Raw genomic sequence first — 17,529 nt, 5'->3', positions numbered from 1 at the left:
CGAGCATTCTGCCGCGCGAACGGGGCGCGGGGAGTCATCCTCCCCACACCCCGTTCCGTGGCCGTAACGCTGCCATTACAGCGTTGCCCTTGGCCATGGTTTCGACGTCTGGTTATCACCTGGTGATGCACTGGGTGCCGCGCCGGGTGACATGCCCCTGACCCTGGCCGGGATCAAGGTCTCGTTCAGGAGGTCTTGACCGTGATGGAGCCGTCCTTGATGCCCGCCTCGGCCTTCTTCAGCGCGGCCTGGAGGTCGGCGTTGTTCTTGAAGACCGGGTTCGAGTCGGCCAGGCCGACACCGCCGGTGGCGAGGCTCGCGCGGACCACACCGGTCTCGGGCTTGCCGTCCTTCACGGACTTGGCGAGGTTGTAGACCGCGCCGGCGACGTCCTTGGTGGCCGAGGTCAGGATGTAGTCCTTGTACTTGGCCAGCGCGTCCTGCTTGTACTGGTCGGAGTCGACACCGATCGCCCAGATCTTGTGCTCGGCAGCCGTCTGGATGACGCCCTGGCCGGAGAGGCCCGCGGCGGCGTAGACGACGTCGGCGCCCTTCTCGATCTGACCCTCGGCGGCGTCCTTGCCCTTGTCGGGGCTGGAGAAGCCACCCTCCTGAGCCGTCTCGGTCAGGTACTGCTTCTCGATCTTGATCTTCGGGTTGACCGACTGGGCACCCTGGACGTAACCGGCCTCGAACTTGTGGATCAGCGGGATGTTAACGCCGCCGATGAAGCCGATGTGGTCCTTCTTGGTGGCCTTGGCCGCGGCCACGCCCGCCAGGTAGGAGGCCTGCTCCTCGTGGAAGACCATGTCGGCGATGTTCGACGCCTTGTCCTGCTCGTCGTCGATGACACCGAAGGTGACCTTCGGGTACTTCGCCGCGACCTCCTTGACGGCCGGCGCGTAGACGTAGCCGACGCCGATCACCGGGTTGTAGCCCGCCTTGGCAAGGTTCTCCAGGCGCTGCACCTTGTCCGCGTTCGACTCGCCGTCCTGCGGCTCGATGTCACGGCTGGTGTACTTGAACTCCGTGTCGGCCTTCTTGATACCCGCGAACGCGGCGTCGTTGAAGGACTGGTCGCCCTTGCCGCCGATGTCGTAGGCGAGGCCGATGCCCTTGGCACCGCTGCCGCTCGACGAGGTCGAGGCATCGGTGGACGAGCCGCCACAGGCGGAGAGGGCAACAGCGAGGGATGCGGTTGCAACGCCCGCAACCGCGATTCGGGACACCCGGCGCATGGAACGTGACTCCTTTGTGCAAGCGCCCAAACCAGGCGCTGGTTCCGCCGCAGCGTAACGCGCGTAGACCAGACGGAAAACCCCTTCTGTCCGGTCCGTTACCGAGCTGTGGCCACAGACTGCCCACAGCGTACGGACAGTGGCCGGGGGCTTGCGGGAGGCAAGGGGGTGTTCCTGGGGCTGCGCCCCAGACCCCGGGGTGGGTTGTTCGTCGGCTGCGGGTGGGTGGGGGCTGGTCGCGCAGTTCCCCGCGCCCCTGAAGGCTCGGGGCTGCGCCCCGTCGCCCCCGCCCCCGCCCCGCCCCTGAAGGCTCGGGGCTGCGCCCCGTCGCCGCCGGCCCGCCTCGGGTTCTTTCAGGGGCGCGGGGAACTGCGCGGCCGGCCCCCACCGGCCCGCGGACAAAGAACCGGCCTGCGGGGTCTGGGGCGGAGCCCCAGGAACGGGATGGGACGGGTAGGGGCGGCGGGGGCGAGGAACCCGGCGCAGGCGGACGCACGCGGCCGCGGGAGTGAAGCCAGAGCTTCACTCCCGCGGCCGTGTGGCTGGTGCTCAGGCGGTCACTTGGTGTTGACGGTGATCTTGCCGTCGATGATGTCCTGCTTGGCCTTGTCGACCGCGGCGACGACGTCGGTCATGGCCTTGTACTTCGGGTTGGTGTCCGCGAAGCCGACACCGTCGTTGGCGAGACCGCCGCGGACCACGCCAGTCTTCGGCTTGCCCTCGTACACGGACTTCACGAGGTCGTAGACCGCGCCACCGACGTTCTTCAGCGCCGAACCGAGGATGTAGTCCTTGTACTTGGCGAGCGCCGACTGCGAGTACTGGTCGGAGTCGACACCGATCGCCCAGACCTTCTTGCCCGCAGCCTCGGAGATCACGCCCTGGCCGGAGAGACCGGCCGCGTGGTAGAGAACGTCGGCGCCGGCCTCGATCTGACCGGCCGCCGCGTCCTTGCCCTTGTCAGGGCTGGAGAAGCCACCCTCCTGAGCCGTCTCGGTCAGGTACTGCTTCTCGATCTTGATCTTCGGGTTGACCGACTGGGCACCCTGGACGAAGCCCGCCTCGAACTTGTGGATCAGCGGAATGTTCACACCGCCGATGAAGCCGATGTGGTCCTTCTTCGTCGTCTTGGCCGCAGCGACACCCGCCAGGTAGGAGGCCTGCTCCTCGTGGAAGACCATGTCGGCGACGTTCGACGCCTTGTCCTGCTCGTCGTCGATGATGCCGAAGGTGACCTTCGGGTACTTCGCCGCAACCTCCTTGACGGCCGGCGCGTAGACGAAGCCGACACCGATCACCGGGTTGTAGCCCGCCTTGGCGAGCTGCTCCAGGCGCTGCACCTTGTCGGCGTTGGACTCGCCGTCCTGCGGCTCGATGTCACGGCCGCCGATCTTGAACTCCGTCTCAGCCTTCTGGAAACCGGCGTACGCGGCGTCGTTGAAGGACTGGTCGCCCTTGCCGCCGATGTCGTACGCGAGGCCGATGCCCTTGCCCGTGTACTTGCCGGAGCTGTCGGAGGAGGTGGAACCTCCACTGTCCTTGCTGGTGCCGCAGCCGGCCGCGGCGAGAGCGACGACCGCTGCGGTCACCGCGACTTGGGAGAACCTGGTCCTCCGAGAGATCAGACGCACAACAAGCACCCTTCATCCCCACGGCACCGTCACCGGACCGCATCCCCAATTCGCCGTCACCGCAGCGATTTCGGCGCACAGTAACGCGCGTAGACGGGGAGGGGAACGGGGTTTCTCCGGGCCGTTATCGAACCGTGCCGCCACCGGGTTACGTTTGCGCGCCACCGGTTACGGACCAGTGACGCAAGCGGACGAAGAGGTACCAATCGGGGCATCAATCAAGCCACCGATCGGTATCCTCCGGCCACCTCACGCACACGACGTGGCGTCCGGCCGCTCAGCCCGCCGCGTCCAGCAGCGCCGCCGCCGTGAACATCTCGACCCCCACCGTGATGGCGTACTCGTCCGCGTCGAAGTCACCCCGGTGCAGGTCACGGGTGGTGCGGTCGCCCGGCGTCCGTACACCGAGGCGGGCCATCGCGCCGGGCACATGCTCCAGGTACCAGGAGAAGTCCTCGCCGCCGAGGCTCTGTTCGGTGTCCTCGATGGAGTGCGCGCCGCGCCGGGCGGTCATGGCGTCGCGGAGGAGGTCCGTGACGGCCGGGTCGTTGACTACCGGCGGGACGCCCCGGATGTAGTTGATCTCGGACTTGGCGCGGTAGAGATTCGCGATCTCGTCGATCGCCGCGTGCACCAGGTCGGGTGCGGCCCGCCAGGCGTCGAGGTCCAGGCAGCGTACGGTCCCGGACAGCTCGGCGTGCTGCGGGATGACATTGCAGGCGTGCCCCGACTCGATCCGTCCCCAGGTGACCGCGAGGCCGCTGCGGGCGTCGACACGCCGGGCGACCAGCGCCGGTACGTCGGTGACGACCCGCGCGGCGGCCGTGACGAGGTCGGTGGTGAGGTGGGGGCGCGCGGTGTGACCGCCCGCGCCGTCGAGTGAGACTTCGAGCCGGTCGCACGCCGAGGTGATGGCGCCGTGCCGCAGACCGATGCGCCCAGCATCCACCTTCGGGTCGCAGTGCACGCCGACGATCCGCCCGACACCGTCGAGGACACCCGACTCGATCGCGTCGGGGGCGCCGCCCGGCAGCACCTCCTCCGCGGGCTGGAAAATCAGCCGTACGGGATGCTTCAGCTGCCCCTCGCGGTGCAGCTCGGCGAGGACGAGCCCGGCGCCGAGGACGACCGTGGTGTGGATGTCGTGGCCGCAGGCGTGGGCGCGGTCGGGCACGGTCGAGCGGTAGGCGCACTCGGTCTTCGTGTCCGGGATGGGCAGTGCGTCGATGTCGGCGCGCAGCGCGAGCATGGGCCGTGCGCCGTCCCGGTCGCCGATGTCACAGATGAGGCCGGTCCCGGTGTCCAGGACGTGCGGCTTCAGGCCCGCCTGCTCCAGGCGCGCCTTGAGCGCCGCCGTGGTGCGGAACTCCTGGTTGCCGAGCTCCGGGTGCATGTGCAAGTCACGTCGGAACGCCACGAGTTCGGCGCGCAGTGCCTCGGGCAGCGCGCCGGGGAGCGACGGTTCCCCGGGGAGATCGGCCTCGGACTCTCGGGACATCAGTTGGTTCACCCTCTGAAGGGTAGGGCGATCGGGCGGCCAACTAACCCACGATCAACAAAACTTCAGCCCGTTAGGGGAAGAAAATATGGCCGCGCGGCGCATAGGTATCTACGGGGATGGGTAAACTCGCCCGCCTTTCCGAGCGATTGGATCTTGAACCGGTCCGCCGGGGATCGCCCACGGATCACGCATCACGGATCCGCAGGGTGAACGCCCGGAATGCCCGAGCCCATTCCCGTACGTCATGTCCACCGTGTACTACTCCATGTCCACCGTCTCACAGCACACCCGCTGGATTCCGGAACCATCACCGCCATGCGGCTGTTTCGAAACGGACCGTGACCGGCGGCCGGTGGACGGGCATTCTTCGGCCATGGAGGCATGCGGATGCGGGGAGGACCAGATCCCCTGGATGCTGGCGAAGTTCGGGCTGCTCGGGACGGCTTCCCTGGTCCTCGGCGGTCTCGCGGTGATGATCCTCGCGGGCTGGGCACTGGGCACGGTGGTCTGGCTGCTGCGCCGCCGCGAGCCCACCGGACCCGGGACCGCGCCGGTTGGGGCCCCGGTCGGCGCGGCGCCGGACGAGGCCGACGGCTTCGCGGGCTTCACCTGGCGTACGGCGGACTAGGCCCGGCGCTCAGCCGAAGCGGCCCGCCACATAGTCCGCGGTGCGCTGGTCCTCGGGGGTGCCGAAGATGTGCTCGGTGGGGCCGTGCTCGACGATGCCGCCCGGGGTGCCCTGTTCGGCGAGGAAGAACGCGCACTGCTGGGAGACGCGGGCCGCCTGCTGCATGTTGTGGGTGACGATCACGACGGTCACCTGCCCCGCGAGTTCGTGGATGGTCTCCTCGACCCTCCGGGTGGACGTGGGGTCGAGCGCCGAGCAGGGTTCGTCCATCAGCAGCACCCGGGGGCGTACGGCGAGGGCGCGGGCGATGCACAGGCGCTGCTGCTGACCGCCGGAGAGCGCGCCGCCGGGCTGCCGCAGCCGGTCCCGTACCTCCTTCCACAGGCCGGCCCGGGTCAGGCTCTCCTCGACCAGCTCGTCCTTCTCGCGGCGGCTCACACGCGTGCCCGTCAGGCGCAGGCCCGCCACGACGTTGTCGTAGATCGACATGGCGGGGAACGGGTTGGGCTTCTGGAAGACCATGCCGATACGGCGCCGGGCGTCCGTCAGCCGGCGTTGCGGGGCGTAGACGTCCTCGCCGTCGAAGAGCACCTCGCCGCCCATCGCGGCCGTGGGGATCAGCTCGTGCATCCGGTTGAGCGTGCGCAGGAACGTCGACTTGCCGCAGCCGGACGGGCCGATCAGGGCGGTGACCTGCCCGGCGGGCATGGTGAGGGAGACCCGCTCCAGCACCTGGTGGCTGCCGAACCAGGCGGAGACGGCCCGGGCTTCGAGCGTGGCGGGGGCCGCGGGCGGACCGGACACCGGGGGCGCACCGGCGGGGACGGGCGGCAGGACGGCGGTGTCGGTCAGGGCGGTACCCACGCCGGCCGCCTCCGGCTCGGTCGGGGCGGTCTCTGTGGCGGCGCTGTCACGCGCGGCGGTCGCATCGGTCACGTCGGTCACGTCGGGCACCTCATGGCGGGGTCGGGTCGGTCGGTCGGTCGGTCGGGGGGTTCACGGCGGGACTCGGCCGCGGGGTCACATCAGGTTGGGCAGCAGTTCGGTGGTGCGGACGGCAACCTGGAGACCCAGGACCGCGACGACGGGGGCGAACACGATCCAGGTCTGGTGGCGGCCCCAGCGGTGCCAGGCCCACACGGCGGCGACCGCGACGGCCAGCAGCGCCTGGAGCCACATCACCAGCGGCCACGGCACGCCGGAGGGGCGGGCCAGCGGCTGCTCGGACTCCGGGAGCGTGCCCGAGCGGATGACGGCCGCCGGGGTCTGGGCGGGCGCGGAGATCAGGTCGGCGTCGACGCGCAGGACGCCGCCGGGCATGAAACCCGGGCCGGTGGCGGTGACCAGGACCAGCCGGCCCTTGTTGGCGGCCAAGGTGGCGGGCGCCGGGTCGCCGGCCCGTCGTACGCCGAAGACCTGGTACTTCGCCTTGCCCTGGCCGGTGGTCACGGTGAACGTGTCGCCCGCGGCGAGTTCGTCGAGGCGGCCGAAGGGACCGCCGTACGCCGCCGCGCGGCCCATCAGCACGCTGGTGCCGGTCTGACCGGGCAGCGGGGTGTCCCGGCGGTGGCCGGGGCCGTCGGTGAGGACGGTGGAGTCGGTGCCCTCCAGGACGACCTGGTGCACATGGACGGCGGGGATGTCGATGAGCGCGACCGGTGTGCCGGGCGCGAGCAGATCGCCCTGCTGGTCGGTCTGTGCCACCGGGGCGGTGCCCAGGGCGAGTTGGGCGCGGAGTTCGTCGAACGCGGCGTGCTGGGCGGCCCGTTCCTGGATGCCGCTGACGAGCAGCAGCTGCGCGGTGAGGCCGAGCAGCAGGGCGGCCAGGGTGAGCAGGCCGCCCCGGGCGAGGTGCCGCACGGCGGTGACACCCAGAACGCGCGGCCGCGGCGCGGGCGTTGCGAGCGTGGTCTGTACGGCGACCGTCACGGCGGCGCGTCTCCTTCAGTGATGTCAGCGATATCGGTGATGTCGGTGATGTCGGTGATGTCAGTGGTGGGGACCGTCGGGGAGACCGCCGTCGCGGCCTCCCCGACAGGTCGTGCGTCAGGTGGACTTGATGGTGAAGTTCGCGCTGCTCTTCGAGTTCACCGTCGAGGAGCCCACGTAGTACGCGTGCAGGGTGTGCGTGCCGCGGGCCAGCTTGGGGAGGGTGATGGTCACCTTCCCGCCGCTCAGGGTGCCGGTGGCGAGGATGTGGGAGCCCTCGTAGATACGGACCGTGCCGGCCGGCGTGGTGCCGGTCGCGGACACCTTGACGGTGACCTTGGCCTGGCTGGTGTGGCTGATCGTGCCGGGCGCGGTGGGGCTGACGGTCGGGGTCGCCTTGGTGATCTTCAGGCTGGCGGTGGTCTTCGACGTGAGGAGCTTGCCGTTGCCCCCGTACGACACCGAGAGGGAGTGCGTGGCGACCTTGAGGTGGGTGGACAGGCTGACGGTGGCCTTGCCGGTGCTGTCGAGCGTGCCCGTGCCGAGGGTGGTGGTGCCCTCCTTCACGGTGACCGTGCCGGTCGGGACGACGCCGTGCGTGTCGGCGACGGTGACGACGACCTTCGGGGTCTTGCCGTAGGCGGTCGTCGCGGTGGTGGCCTTCGTCGTGGTGGTGTACTTGACGATGCCGGTCCAGGAGGCGGCGGCGCCGCTGCCGTTGAGGTTGGCGGCGGAGACCGTGGCCGTGTAGGTGCCGAGGGCCAGACCGGTGAACGAGTACGACGTGCTGGTGGCCGGGACGTCCTTGGTGGCCACGACGGCGCCGTCCGAACCGGTCAGCGTCACGCGGTAGTCGGTGACCGGGAGAGCGGTGGCGGCCGGAGCGGTCCAGCTGAGCTTGACGCTCGCGTCGCCGCGGGTCGCCTTCAGGACGGGCGCGGCGGGCACCGAGGTGTCGACACCCGACTCCTCCAGGCCGCCGAGCTTGGCGTGCTTGGCCGGGTTGACCGAGCCGTTGTACGACTCGTTCATGAAGCCGAACGAGGCGATGACGGCCTCGGCGGTGTCGGAGGCGAGGGCCGCCTCATGCGTGCCGTTGGTGACGAAGACGTCGTAGAGCGCCTTGTCGAAGAAGACGCCGGTGGGGTCGATCGCCCGGCTCGGGACGACGTTGTAGACGTCGCGGCCGAAGGTGGCGTTCTCGTAGTAGCCGCCGACCGGGGTGAGCTTGCCGTTCACCGTGGTCACCGGGCTGGTGGCGCCGGTGTCGCCGGGCAGCTGCACGCTCGCCAGGTGCGCGCCGGCGGCGGCCGCGGTGGTGCTGTGGTCGGGGGCGACGTCGTTGATCTGGGCGATCCAGCTGCCCACGGAGAACGGCACGAGGGCGCCGTCCTGGGTGAGGGCGTCGTTGGCCTGGTTCTCCTGGACGGCCGGGACGTTCGGGGAGAGCGTGGCGTCGGTGAGGCCGATCGCGGCGAGGAAGAACTTGCGGGTGCCGGAGCCGCTCTGCGGGATCTGCGGGTGCACGGTCTGGCCGTTCACCTCGGTCAGCGAGCCCGAGTAGATGTCGTGCAGCTGGTCGACCGTGAGCGTGTTCAGGGCCGAGCCGCGGACCGCCACGCCGACCGCGTCCCGCGCGAACGGGATGTAGGTGAAGGCGGTGCCGGAGGTGCTCGGACCGCTGGAGGAGCGGGCGAAGTCGACCTGGCCCTTGATGGAGACACCGGAGCTGTCGGGGAACTTGTCGCCGGTCAGCGACATGCTGAGGGCGAGACGGCCCTTGCCGGAGCCGTTGGGGCGCAGGAAGGACGGGCCGCCCGTGCGGGTCTGGATGTTCGAGGTGGTGGAGCCGGTGACGGGCTCGATCGCGTCGTACGAGGCGAGGCCGGCGTCACCCGCCTTCACCGCGGTGGTGGCGTAGCTCTTGCCGTTGACCTCGTCGCCGGCGAGGGCGTTGAGCACGTCCTGGGTGGTGTCGGAACCCACGCCGACGAGCTGGCGGAAGGTCCCGGCGGGGGTGGGGTCGGCGGACGCCGGGCTCGCGAGAACCAGGGTGCCGGACACCACGGCGGCGGCGACCATGGCCGCCGTCAGGCGCGTTCTGCGCATCGAGAGTCTCCTGGGGAGTTGGTGCGTCTGGGCTCCCCCGTGCTCGGGCGAAGTCGAGAGCGCGGGGGCGGATCTGGCAGGGTGGTGCGGGCCGTCCGCCCCGACTGCCTTTCGGGGCGGGCGGCCGTCTGTGGGGAGCACCGGGCACTGGTGGCCCGCGCTCCGGCCCGGAGCGTCGGCCCGTGCGGGCGTCGGCTCCGGGAAGGGGCTCAGCCCCGGCCGGGTGGCAGCAGCCTGCGCAGCCGTTCCGGCAGGGTGAGCGCGGGGATGGTCACGCCGCGGCCGCCGGGGAGCGGGATCCGCAGCGGCAGCCTGAGACGGCGGCCGCCGGCGAAGGGCGCCCCGATGCCGGCCACGGCGCCGAGCGCGGCACCGACCGGGACCGCGTACCGCAGTGAGTTGGCCGGGTCGTCGGGCGTGGTGCCCAGCGCGGTGGTCTGTACGGCCTTGCCGCCGTCGTAGGAGGGCTTGTCGCTCGGCGTCGCGCTGGTGGCCGCGCTCGGCGTCGCACTGCTGTCGCCGCCCGTGGAGCCTCCGATCGAGCCGCCGGAGACGCTGCCGCCCGATCCTCCGCCGGAGCCGAGGGAGTCGCTGCCGCCACTGCCGCCCGTGCCGCCGCCGCTCGATCCGCCGTCGGAGCCGCCGTCCGAGCTGCCGTCGGAGGAGGAGGCGGAGGCGGAGGGCGCGGTGTAGTGGACGAGGGCGTCGGCGGCGTCGGTCGCCTTGGTGCGCAGGGCCGTGGAGAGCGGGGCGTAGCCGACCGGGAGGCGGCCCGGGTCGGCGCCGCTGGTCTGCCCGTCGCCGGCCGCGTACCGCAGCAGGGCGGCGTAGTCCTTGCGGGCGGCCGCATCGATCTTGGCGGGGCGTACGGCCGCGTAGACCAGCTCGGCGAGCGGGTAGGCGCCCTTCGCGGTGGCCTTGGCCGGGGTGATCTCGGGGGCTCCGGTGCCGGTGGCGCTCGTGGCGGCCGCGGTCAGGGACGCCGTGCTCGGTGCCACGAACTTTCCGGCGGTGTTGCGCAGCCGGGCGGTCTGCAGGCCGTACCGCTCGGCGGAGGCCGCGTCGGTCACGGTGATCACGAACCGCGAGCCGACCGTCTGCGGACCGGGGCTCTTGAAGGCGGGCGGGTTGGCGAGCGCGTCCCAGCTCGACTTCCACAGTGTGTCGGCGCGCCGGGTGTGCAGGGCGCCGGAGTGCATGTCCTCCACGTAGGGGTGGAAGTCGGTCATGCACTGCTTGATGGTGGCGTCGGTGCCCGGCGGGACCGTGCACCAGGGGTCGCTCTTGGGGTAGTCGTCGGTGGTGGCGGGGTCGAAGGCGGCGCCGGTCGGGTTCAGGTCGGCGCTGCTGCTGTAGTACGGGTTGACGCGCATGCCCCAGTCGTCGGAGACACCGGCGAGGAAGCCGCGGGCCTCCTTGTCCGCGAGGATCCACTGCCACAGTGCGCGGGCCGAGTCGCTGTGGCCGAGCGAGGTGATCAGGTCGGTGTCGGTGGCCGGGGTCTCGGAGACCGACAGATCGGCGAACTCCGGGTTGAGCGCGATGAATTCGGGGTCGCTCGCCAGGCCCGCCGGGTTGCTCTTCGCCCAGCCGTATCCGGTGGCGGTGTTGTCCCCGAGCACTGCCCCCCAGGGCGAGTTGCGGTACGACTCGGTGAGCAGCTTGGCGACCAGGCGCGGGGTGAGGTCGATGGAGTCGACCTTGGTTCCGGCGAGTTGTCGGATGGAGTCGGGGGCGCCGGCCTTGGGTCTGCGTTCGACGGTGAAGCCGATGACGGCTCCGGAGAGCGCGACGGGCGCGTACACGGTCGTGTCGGAGGGCGCCGTCGTGCCCGTGTCGGCGCCGAGCGCCCGGGTGGTGAAGGCGAGCCCGGAGGAGCCGTCGTTGGAGAGCCGGGCCCGGGTGTCGGGCTCACCGAGCTCGGTGTAGCCGTACACCGTGCCGGTCGGGCACAGGGCCGCCTGCCAGCTGGTCATGGCGTCGGCGGCGAGTTCGCTGCCGGTGGTGGCGCGCTCGTCGGCGCCGAGGGCGCAGTTGGTGCCGACCGGGTTGAAGTCGAGCTTGACGGCGATGCGGTTCTTCCAGTTGGTGGAGGAGACCGGGGAGCCCGCGTTGACCTGGCTGGTGTCCGCGTACGGCGTTCCGTCGAGGTCGAGGTGGCCCTGCGGGACGATCACCAGCCAGCAGGAGCGGGGCGCGGTGGTGCCGTTCTCGGTGACCGGGGTGCCGCAGCCCAGGTGCGGGGCCTCGTTGGCGGTCTGTACCTCGAAGAACTCCTTGCCCCTGCCGTCGGCGCCGGTGCGCGCGAAGTCGACCTCGTTGGTGGTGTTGTGGTTGAACAGGGCGTTGTTCTGGGTGCCGGTGGTGATCACCGTGCCGTCGACGGACTTGAAGGGCACCTCGCCCTGTCCGAACGCGCCGCCGGCGCCGTAGCGGTCGTCCTGCCCGTAGTTGGTGGGGGCGGCGCTGTAGGTGATTTTGCGGGTGTCGTCGTAGTCGTTTCCGGGCCAGCTGCCCCGGTCGGTGGTCGGCGAGGCACCGTACTGGCACTGGGTGCGCGAGGGGCCCGGGTTGTCCGGCACGGTGCCGTCGTCGTCGCCCCAGCACTGCATGATCTGTACGAAGTCGGTGTTGAACGACGTACCCGCGAAGGTGGTCGGGGTGCCGCCTGACCAGGAGACCGTGACCGCCTGGCTGGTGAGGCGGGTGGTCTGGCCGACCGTGAACTTCATGTCCTTGAACTCGCCGCGCCCCGAGACGGTCACGGCGGAGCCGGTGGCATCCGCGCCGCTCGCGGCGGTCGCGGGCGCCGCGGCCTGCGCCACGCCGAGACCGGCGAGCGCGCCGACAGCGGCTCCGGCGACGATACGCAGCAGCAGGCGTCGTACGCGGTTCATGGCACGCGTCCTCCCTTGGCGGTTCAACTCGCCTGCCGTTCCTGGGTGGTTCAACTCGCCTGTCGTTCCTCGGCGGTTCACCGGGAACTGCCGTCCGTGCTGTCCTTGCCGCCGTTGCCCTGGCCGCTGCCGGCGCGCCCGGCGATGGCCCGGGAGACCGCGGCGGGCAGCAGCACGAGCCCGAGCACCATGAACCCGGCGAGCAGCATCAGCGTCTGCGTACTGGTCCAGCCACTGCTGCCGGCCACGGCGACCGGCTGGGCGAGGGCGATCGTGCCGTCCGCCGCGGTGCCACTGCCGCCGCCGGAGCCTGGGGAGCCCGAGCCCGAGCCGGCCCCGCCGCCGGAGCCGGGCGACAGGGTCTGCCCGGTGTCCGGGTCGATCACGGGCTGGGCGCTGCCGCCGGTACCGCCGCCCGCGATTCCGGTGCCTCCGCCTCCCGAACTCCCGCCGCTCGTACCGCCGTTCACGGATCCGCCCGACGTGCCGCCGCTGCTCGTACCGCCCGTGGAGCCCGAACCCCCGGAGCTGCCGCCGGCCTTGGCGCCGCCGCTGCCCGTGGTGCAGGGCGGGGCGCCCTTCTTGTCGCAGGCCGCCGGGTAGGGCGCGGTCTCGGCGAGCTTGTTGCGCCCGTCGGAGGAGAAGGTCGGGTTGTTGCAGCCCTTGATGTTGATGTTCTGGGCCTGCACGCCCGGGATGCGGCGGATCTGCTCGAAGCCCGCCTTCACCAGGTTGATCGGCAGCGGCGAGTAGCCGAGCGAGGGCGCCTGCTGCTGGCCCTGGCACATGAAGTAGTACGAGAACGCGCCGAGCGTCTTGCCCTTGGCCTTGGTGAAGGTGCCCTGCACCTTCAGGGGCAGGATCATGTACGAGTAGCTGGACAGCGGGTAGTTGCGCTTGTCGCTGTCGTTGTAGACGCCGTCGAGCTTCTGGGTGAGGTAGTCCGCGGAGCTCTTGTCGGTGTTGATCCGCGCCTTGAGCAGCGAGACGGCGACGTTCTGCGGGGTCGGCTCGGTGTAGTAGCCCGCGTGGTTGAGGACCTTGGCGACCGGATAGTGGGCGTTGAGCGCGTACGAGTAGTTGACGTAACCGATCGCACCCTCGCCGTAGTTCTGGGCGACATAGCCCGCCACGCCGAGGTCGCCGGACTGGGCGATCATGCCGGACACGGTCGGGTAGTACGAGGTCTGTCCGCAGGCCCCGGAGCGGCCGACCTTGCGGCAGTACGCCTGCCACAGCGACGCGTGCTGGTTGGCCATCCACATCGTGAACTGGGCGGTGGAGCCCGAGCCGTCGGAGCGGACGACGGGGACGATGGTGCGGTGCGGCAGTTGCAGGCCCGGGTTGTCGGCCTTGATCACCGGGTCGTCCCAGGTCTTGATCGCCCCGGTGAAGATCTTGGTGACGACGTCGCCGGAGAGCCGCAGGTTGGTGACCCGCTTGCCGTTGACGGTCAGGTGGTACATGAAGACGGTGCCGCCGGCCACGATCGGCATGTAGGCGTACGACCCCGACGCGGGCCGTTCGGCGGCCGAGCCGTCGGTCGGGTGGGTCTGGAACGGGATGTCCGAGACCGCGAAGTCGACTGTGCCGCTGAGGAATTGGCGGCGGCCGTCGGAGGAGCCGGTGCCGGCGTAGCTGATCCGCATGCCGTACTGGTTGACGGCGCGGCGCCACTCGTCGACGGCGTTCTCCGCCCAGGTGGAGCCGGCCCCGGCGATCGGGGTGTAGCCGTCGGCCGCGGCGGGTGCCGCCGCGGGTCCGGCCAGCAGCCCGGCGATCACGCCGAGCAGCGCGCCGAGTGTGCCCAGGGCACGCAGGCGCCGAAGAGCGGTGGTGAGGTGGCTGCGCATCAGTCGTTCTCTCCGGTGGCGGTGGGTGCGGCTGGAGCGGTGGTGGGGGCGAACAGGGACAGCCCGGGAGCGTGCAGTTCGTCGAAGCGGGCCACGTCGCGGCGCGAGGCGCGGGCCGTGCGGCGCGCCTGGCGCTTCGTCTGGTGGCCGGGGCCGCGGCCGCCGATCACCCGGGCGATCACGAACAGCACCAGGACCAGAGCCATGAGTACGGCCGCCGCGCCGAAACCGCGGGCGATCATCGCGGGCTCCGGCGACTTGACGAAGTTGAAGACCGCGAGCGGCAGCGACACCATCGGCCCGCTCGTCGGATCGGCGTTGAGCGCGGCCGTGAAGCCGGCGGTGAGCAGCACGGGCGAGGTCTCTCCGATACCGCGCGCCGTGCCGAGGATGACGGCCGTGGCGAGTCCGGAGCGGGCGGTGGGCAGGATGACGTGCCAGACCGTGCGCCAGCGGGGCGCCCCGAGCGCTTCGGCCGCTTCGGTCAGGGTTCCCGGCACCAGCCTCAGCACCACGTCGGCGGCGCGGATCACGATCGGCAGCATCATCACGCTGATCGCGAAGCCCGCCGCGAGGCCCGACTTCTGCATGCCGAGGCCGAGGATCCAGGTGGCGTACACCATCAGGCCCGCGACGATCGACGGCAGCGCGGTCATCGCCTCGACGATGGTGCGGACGAACCGGGAGAAGCGGCCCGGGATCTGGTTCAGGTAGACCGCGCAGGCCAGGCCCAGCGGGACGGTGATCGCGAGCGCGATGGCGGTCATGGTGAGCGTGCCGAGCATCGCGTGCGCGATACCGCCGTGGGTGAGCGGGTCGAGGGGGCCCGAGGCCTGCATGTCCTGGGTGAAGAAGTTGCCGTGCGACAGGGCCTCCCGGCCGCGCCAGGCCGTGAAGCCGACGACGAGGAAGAGCGCCGAGAACAGCAGCGTGGCCGCCGTCCACAGCACGACCGTCATCACCCGGTCGCGGACGGCCTGGCCGTCCTCCTCCAGTCCGGTGAGCACCGCGTAGATCGCCAGGAAGGCGACATAGGTGGTGACCGTGAAGCCCAATCCGCCCGAGAACGGGGCGAGTTGACCGAACAGCAGGACGCTGACGCAGAATCCGGAGGCGGCGGCGCCGCACAGGGACAGCACCCCGGAGCGGCTGACGCCACCGATACGGCGCGGCCGGTCGGGCGGCAGCGCGGGCTCGGGTGCGAGGGCCTCGGCTGCCGGGGCGGCCGGGGCGGTGGTTTCTTCTACGACGGTTACGGCGGTCATCTCATGCCTCGCTCTCTGCGCCGGACCGGGAGCGGGCCACAACGGAGGAGGCGGTGAAGTTGACCGCCAGGGTGAGCAGGAACAGCGTCAGGCCCGCCGCCATCAGCGCCGACATGCCGAAGGGCGAGGCGTCGCCGTAGTGCAGGGCGATCAGCGAGGAGACCGAGTTCGAGCCGGTCTGCAGGATGTGCGGCTGGATGACGAACACCGGCGAGATGATCAGGTAGACCGCGATGGTCTCGCCGAGCGCCCGGCCGAGCCCCAGCATCGTGCCGCCGATGATGCCGCCCTTGCCGTACGGCAGGACGACCGCGCGGATCATTCCCCAGCGGGTCGCGCCGAGCGCGTACGCGCCCTCGCGTTCGCCGGCCGGGGCCTGCGAGAAGACCTCGCGCATGACCGAGCACTGGATCGGCGCCACCATCAGGGCGACGACGATTCCGGCGACGAAGGTGGAAGCCGTGTAGACGCTCTCGGAGGCCAGCGGCTCGCCCGGCTGGGCGCCGTCCACGGTGAACAGGGGGATCCAGCCGAACCAGGTGGACAGCCAGCGCGACAGGCCGATCACATGCTGCTGGAAGAAGAACAGGCCCCACAGCCCGTACACCACGGAGGGGACGGCCGCCATCAGGTCGACCATCGTCACCAGGGTGCGGCGCAGTCTGGGTGGAGCCACGTCGGTGATGAACAGGGCGGTTCCGACGGCCAGCGGCATGGAGATCGACACTGCGACGAGGGCGATCAGAACGGTGCCGGTCATGACGGCCGCGATACCGAAGTTGTGGACGTCCGGCTGCCATTCGGCGGTGGTGAGGAAGGCGAAGCCCCTGGCGCGCAGCGCCTGACCGGCCCTCAGGAGCAGGAAGAGCCCTACCCCCGCCATGACGGCGAGGACGGCGACACCGGTGGCCGTCAGCTGATACCGGAAGATCCGGTCACCGAGACCTCGGGCCGAGTTCAGCCGCCGGGGAACGGGTCTTTCGGACTCCGGCCGGTCGGCGACCGCAGTACCGGTCCCCTGTCTGCCGGACTCCGGTCTGCCGGACTCCGGTCTGTCGGACTCCTCTTGCGCGGACGCCACGTGCGGTCCCCCCGTTCCGGAAACGGAATCAGAGCGCGGCGGCCGGACGGCGCCACGCGGGGAGATTCAATGGCCGGATCATGTCGGTCCCACGCGCGATCTGTGGCCGAGTGACGAACAACGTATGTCTGTTCGGTGCGCGGCCTGTGGAGGATGCGCGAAGACCGGGGCGGAGACACACGAAGAGCCCGGCGGGCCGCCGGGCTCTTGAATGACTCGGACGATCCGGCGGTGTCTAGACCGCCGTGACCGCCGACAGCCGGGTCACGTCCCGGGCCGTTCCCGTGACGCCCGACAGGAACCCCTGCGCCCGCGGAGAGGCGTTTTCGGTCAGCCAGGTCGGGTCGATGTCGCAGACGGCGACGCGGACCTCGGTGCCGACCAGGGCCAGCGGGAGGGTGTGGACGACCGTCGACGGGAAGCTCAGGATCGTACGGCCGATGGGGCCGCGGCGGGCGATCAGCTCCAGGGGCAGGTCGGGGCGGACGATTTCGAGGCCCGTCTCGACGGCCAGCCGGTGCAGCTTGTCGGTGCTCTCGCGACGGTGGGCGAAGTAGCGGGTCGCGCCGTGCGCCCCCGCGAGGCTCTTGACCGCCGCCAGGTAGCGGTCCGGGTCGACCACGCCCGTCTCGACGAGCGAGGTGCCGACCAGGTCGGCGCCCTTGGTGATGCGGGGCGGGCCGAAGCGGGCGCGGGTCCAGGAGAAGTCGTTGGCGGTGATGCGGACGCCGTCCGGGGCCGAGTCGATCGGCATGGAGGAGAAGACCTCGACGGTACGGCGGCCGGTCGGGGTGAGACGGCGGCGGGCCGAGGCCGAGACCGGCGCGAAGAGCACGTCGCGCGCACCGGGGCGGCCACCGCGCCGGTGCCAGCGCACCAGACGCTCACCGCGGGCGAGCTGGGCGACGAACTCCATCGTCGCCGTGCCGTCGTCGACGACGACCAGGTCCTGAGCCTTGGTGATCGTCAGCAGGAGCTGTACGTAGCGGGAGAACGGGTCCCCCATGACGATGCGCCGGGCCTTGCGCAGCAGCGGGGCCAGTCCCCCGATGGTGTGGAAGGGGGCCGTGGTGCCGCCGCGCGCCTCCTCCCAGCGGACCTGGTGACCCTCGTCGCGGGCCAGCTCCGCCATACGGCGCAGCTGGCCGCGGGTCATCGGGTCGTTGGGCGAGAGGACGACGAGGGTGAACCCCGCGCCGGACGCCGGGTCATACGTCCCCGAGGACCCCGCGCCGGACGCCGGCTCGGCGGCCCCGGAGGGTCCCGCACCGGGCGCCGTCGCACTGTGGGCGTGGGTGTGCGCCCACTCCAGCACGTTGAGCAGCTGTACCGGACTCTCGACGAAGGCGAGAGTGTGGGAGCCGGCGGAACCGGCGCGGGGGCTCATCGACGTACGA

The 17,529-nt window shown here is 71.0% G+C and carries 12 protein-coding genes; 1 reads left to right on the top strand and 11 read right to left on the bottom strand.

Annotated features, from left to right (window positions below; translation table 11 throughout):
• Positions 1 to 185: 185 nt before the first annotated feature.
• From AB5J50_RS31430 to AB5J50_RS31420, 3 genes are all read right to left on the bottom strand, one after another.
• Positions 186 to 1,238: a BMP family protein gene (locus AB5J50_RS31430; RefSeq protein WP_369261515.1), complete on the bottom strand. Its 1,053-nt coding sequence runs from the start codon at positions 1,236 to 1,238 to the stop codon at positions 186 to 188.
• 557 nt (positions 1,239 to 1,795) lie between these two features.
• A complete protein-coding gene (locus tag AB5J50_RS31425; protein ID WP_369261514.1) occupies positions 1,796 to 2,827 on the bottom strand; it encodes a BMP family protein in 1,032 nt (343 codons plus the stop codon).
• Positions 2,828 to 3,146: 319 nt separating this feature from the next.
• The gene (locus tag AB5J50_RS31420) at positions 3,147 to 4,367 is read right to left on the bottom strand and encodes an amidohydrolase (protein ID WP_369265567.1); all 1,221 of its coding nucleotides are present in this window, start codon (positions 4,365 to 4,367) and stop codon (positions 3,147 to 3,149) included.
• 376 nt (positions 4,368 to 4,743) lie between these two features.
• On the opposite strand from AB5J50_RS31420, the gene AB5J50_RS31415 reads away from it, so the two are divergent.
• Positions 4,744 to 4,998, top strand: coding sequence for a hypothetical protein (locus tag AB5J50_RS31415; RefSeq protein WP_369261513.1), 255 nt, complete (start codon positions 4,744 to 4,746; stop codon positions 4,996 to 4,998).
• Positions 4,999 to 5,007: 9 nt separating this feature from the next.
• Here AB5J50_RS31415 and pstB read toward each other — a convergent pair whose 3' ends face one another.
• From pstB to AB5J50_RS31375, 8 genes are all read right to left on the bottom strand, one after another.
• Positions 5,008 to 5,802 (bottom strand): phosphate ABC transporter ATP-binding protein PstB, encoded by a 795-nt coding sequence (pstB, locus tag AB5J50_RS31410; RefSeq protein ID WP_369265566.1) that lies wholly within the window; start codon positions 5,800 to 5,802, stop codon positions 5,008 to 5,010.
• 216 nt (positions 5,803 to 6,018) lie between these two features.
• Complete coding sequence (locus tag AB5J50_RS31405) at positions 6,019 to 6,927, bottom strand: sortase (protein WP_369261512.1); 909 nt, start codon at positions 6,925 to 6,927, stop codon at positions 6,019 to 6,021.
• A gap of 117 nt (positions 6,928 to 7,044) precedes the next feature.
• Entirely contained in the window at positions 7,045 to 9,036 is a 1,992-nt protein-coding gene (locus AB5J50_RS31400; RefSeq protein WP_369261510.1) for an Ig-like domain repeat protein, read from the bottom strand.
• 209 nt (positions 9,037 to 9,245) lie between these two features.
• Positions 9,246 to 11,933: a hypothetical protein gene (locus AB5J50_RS31395; RefSeq protein ID WP_369261509.1), complete on the bottom strand. Its 2,688-nt coding sequence runs from the start codon at positions 11,931 to 11,933 to the stop codon at positions 9,246 to 9,248.
• Positions 11,934 to 12,010: 77 nt separating this feature from the next.
• Complete coding sequence (locus AB5J50_RS31390; RefSeq protein WP_369261508.1) at positions 12,011 to 13,786, bottom strand: substrate-binding domain-containing protein; 1,776 nt, start codon at positions 13,784 to 13,786, stop codon at positions 12,011 to 12,013.
• Positions 13,786 to 15,051 (bottom strand): phosphate ABC transporter permease PstA, encoded by a 1,266-nt coding sequence (gene pstA, locus AB5J50_RS31385; RefSeq protein WP_369261507.1) that lies wholly within the window; start codon positions 15,049 to 15,051, stop codon positions 13,786 to 13,788. Before pstA ends, AB5J50_RS31390 begins: the two co-directional genes overlap by 1 nt.
• Position 15,052: 1 nt before the next feature.
• Complete coding sequence (pstC, locus tag AB5J50_RS31380; RefSeq protein ID WP_369261506.1) at positions 15,053 to 16,132, bottom strand: phosphate ABC transporter permease subunit PstC; 1,080 nt, start codon at positions 16,130 to 16,132, stop codon at positions 15,053 to 15,055.
• 235 nt (positions 16,133 to 16,367) lie between these two features.
• Positions 16,368 to 17,519 (bottom strand): hypothetical protein, encoded by a 1,152-nt coding sequence (locus AB5J50_RS31375; RefSeq protein ID WP_369261505.1) that lies wholly within the window; start codon positions 17,517 to 17,519, stop codon positions 16,368 to 16,370.
• Positions 17,520 to 17,529 lie beyond the last annotated feature (10 nt).

The sequence above is a fragment of the Streptomyces sp. R35 genome (genome assembly GCF_041053035.1).
GTDB lineage: Bacteria > Actinomycetota > Actinomycetes > Streptomycetales > Streptomycetaceae > Streptomyces > Streptomyces lutosisoli.
This window is presented reverse-complemented; position numbering and strand designations above follow the sequence as displayed.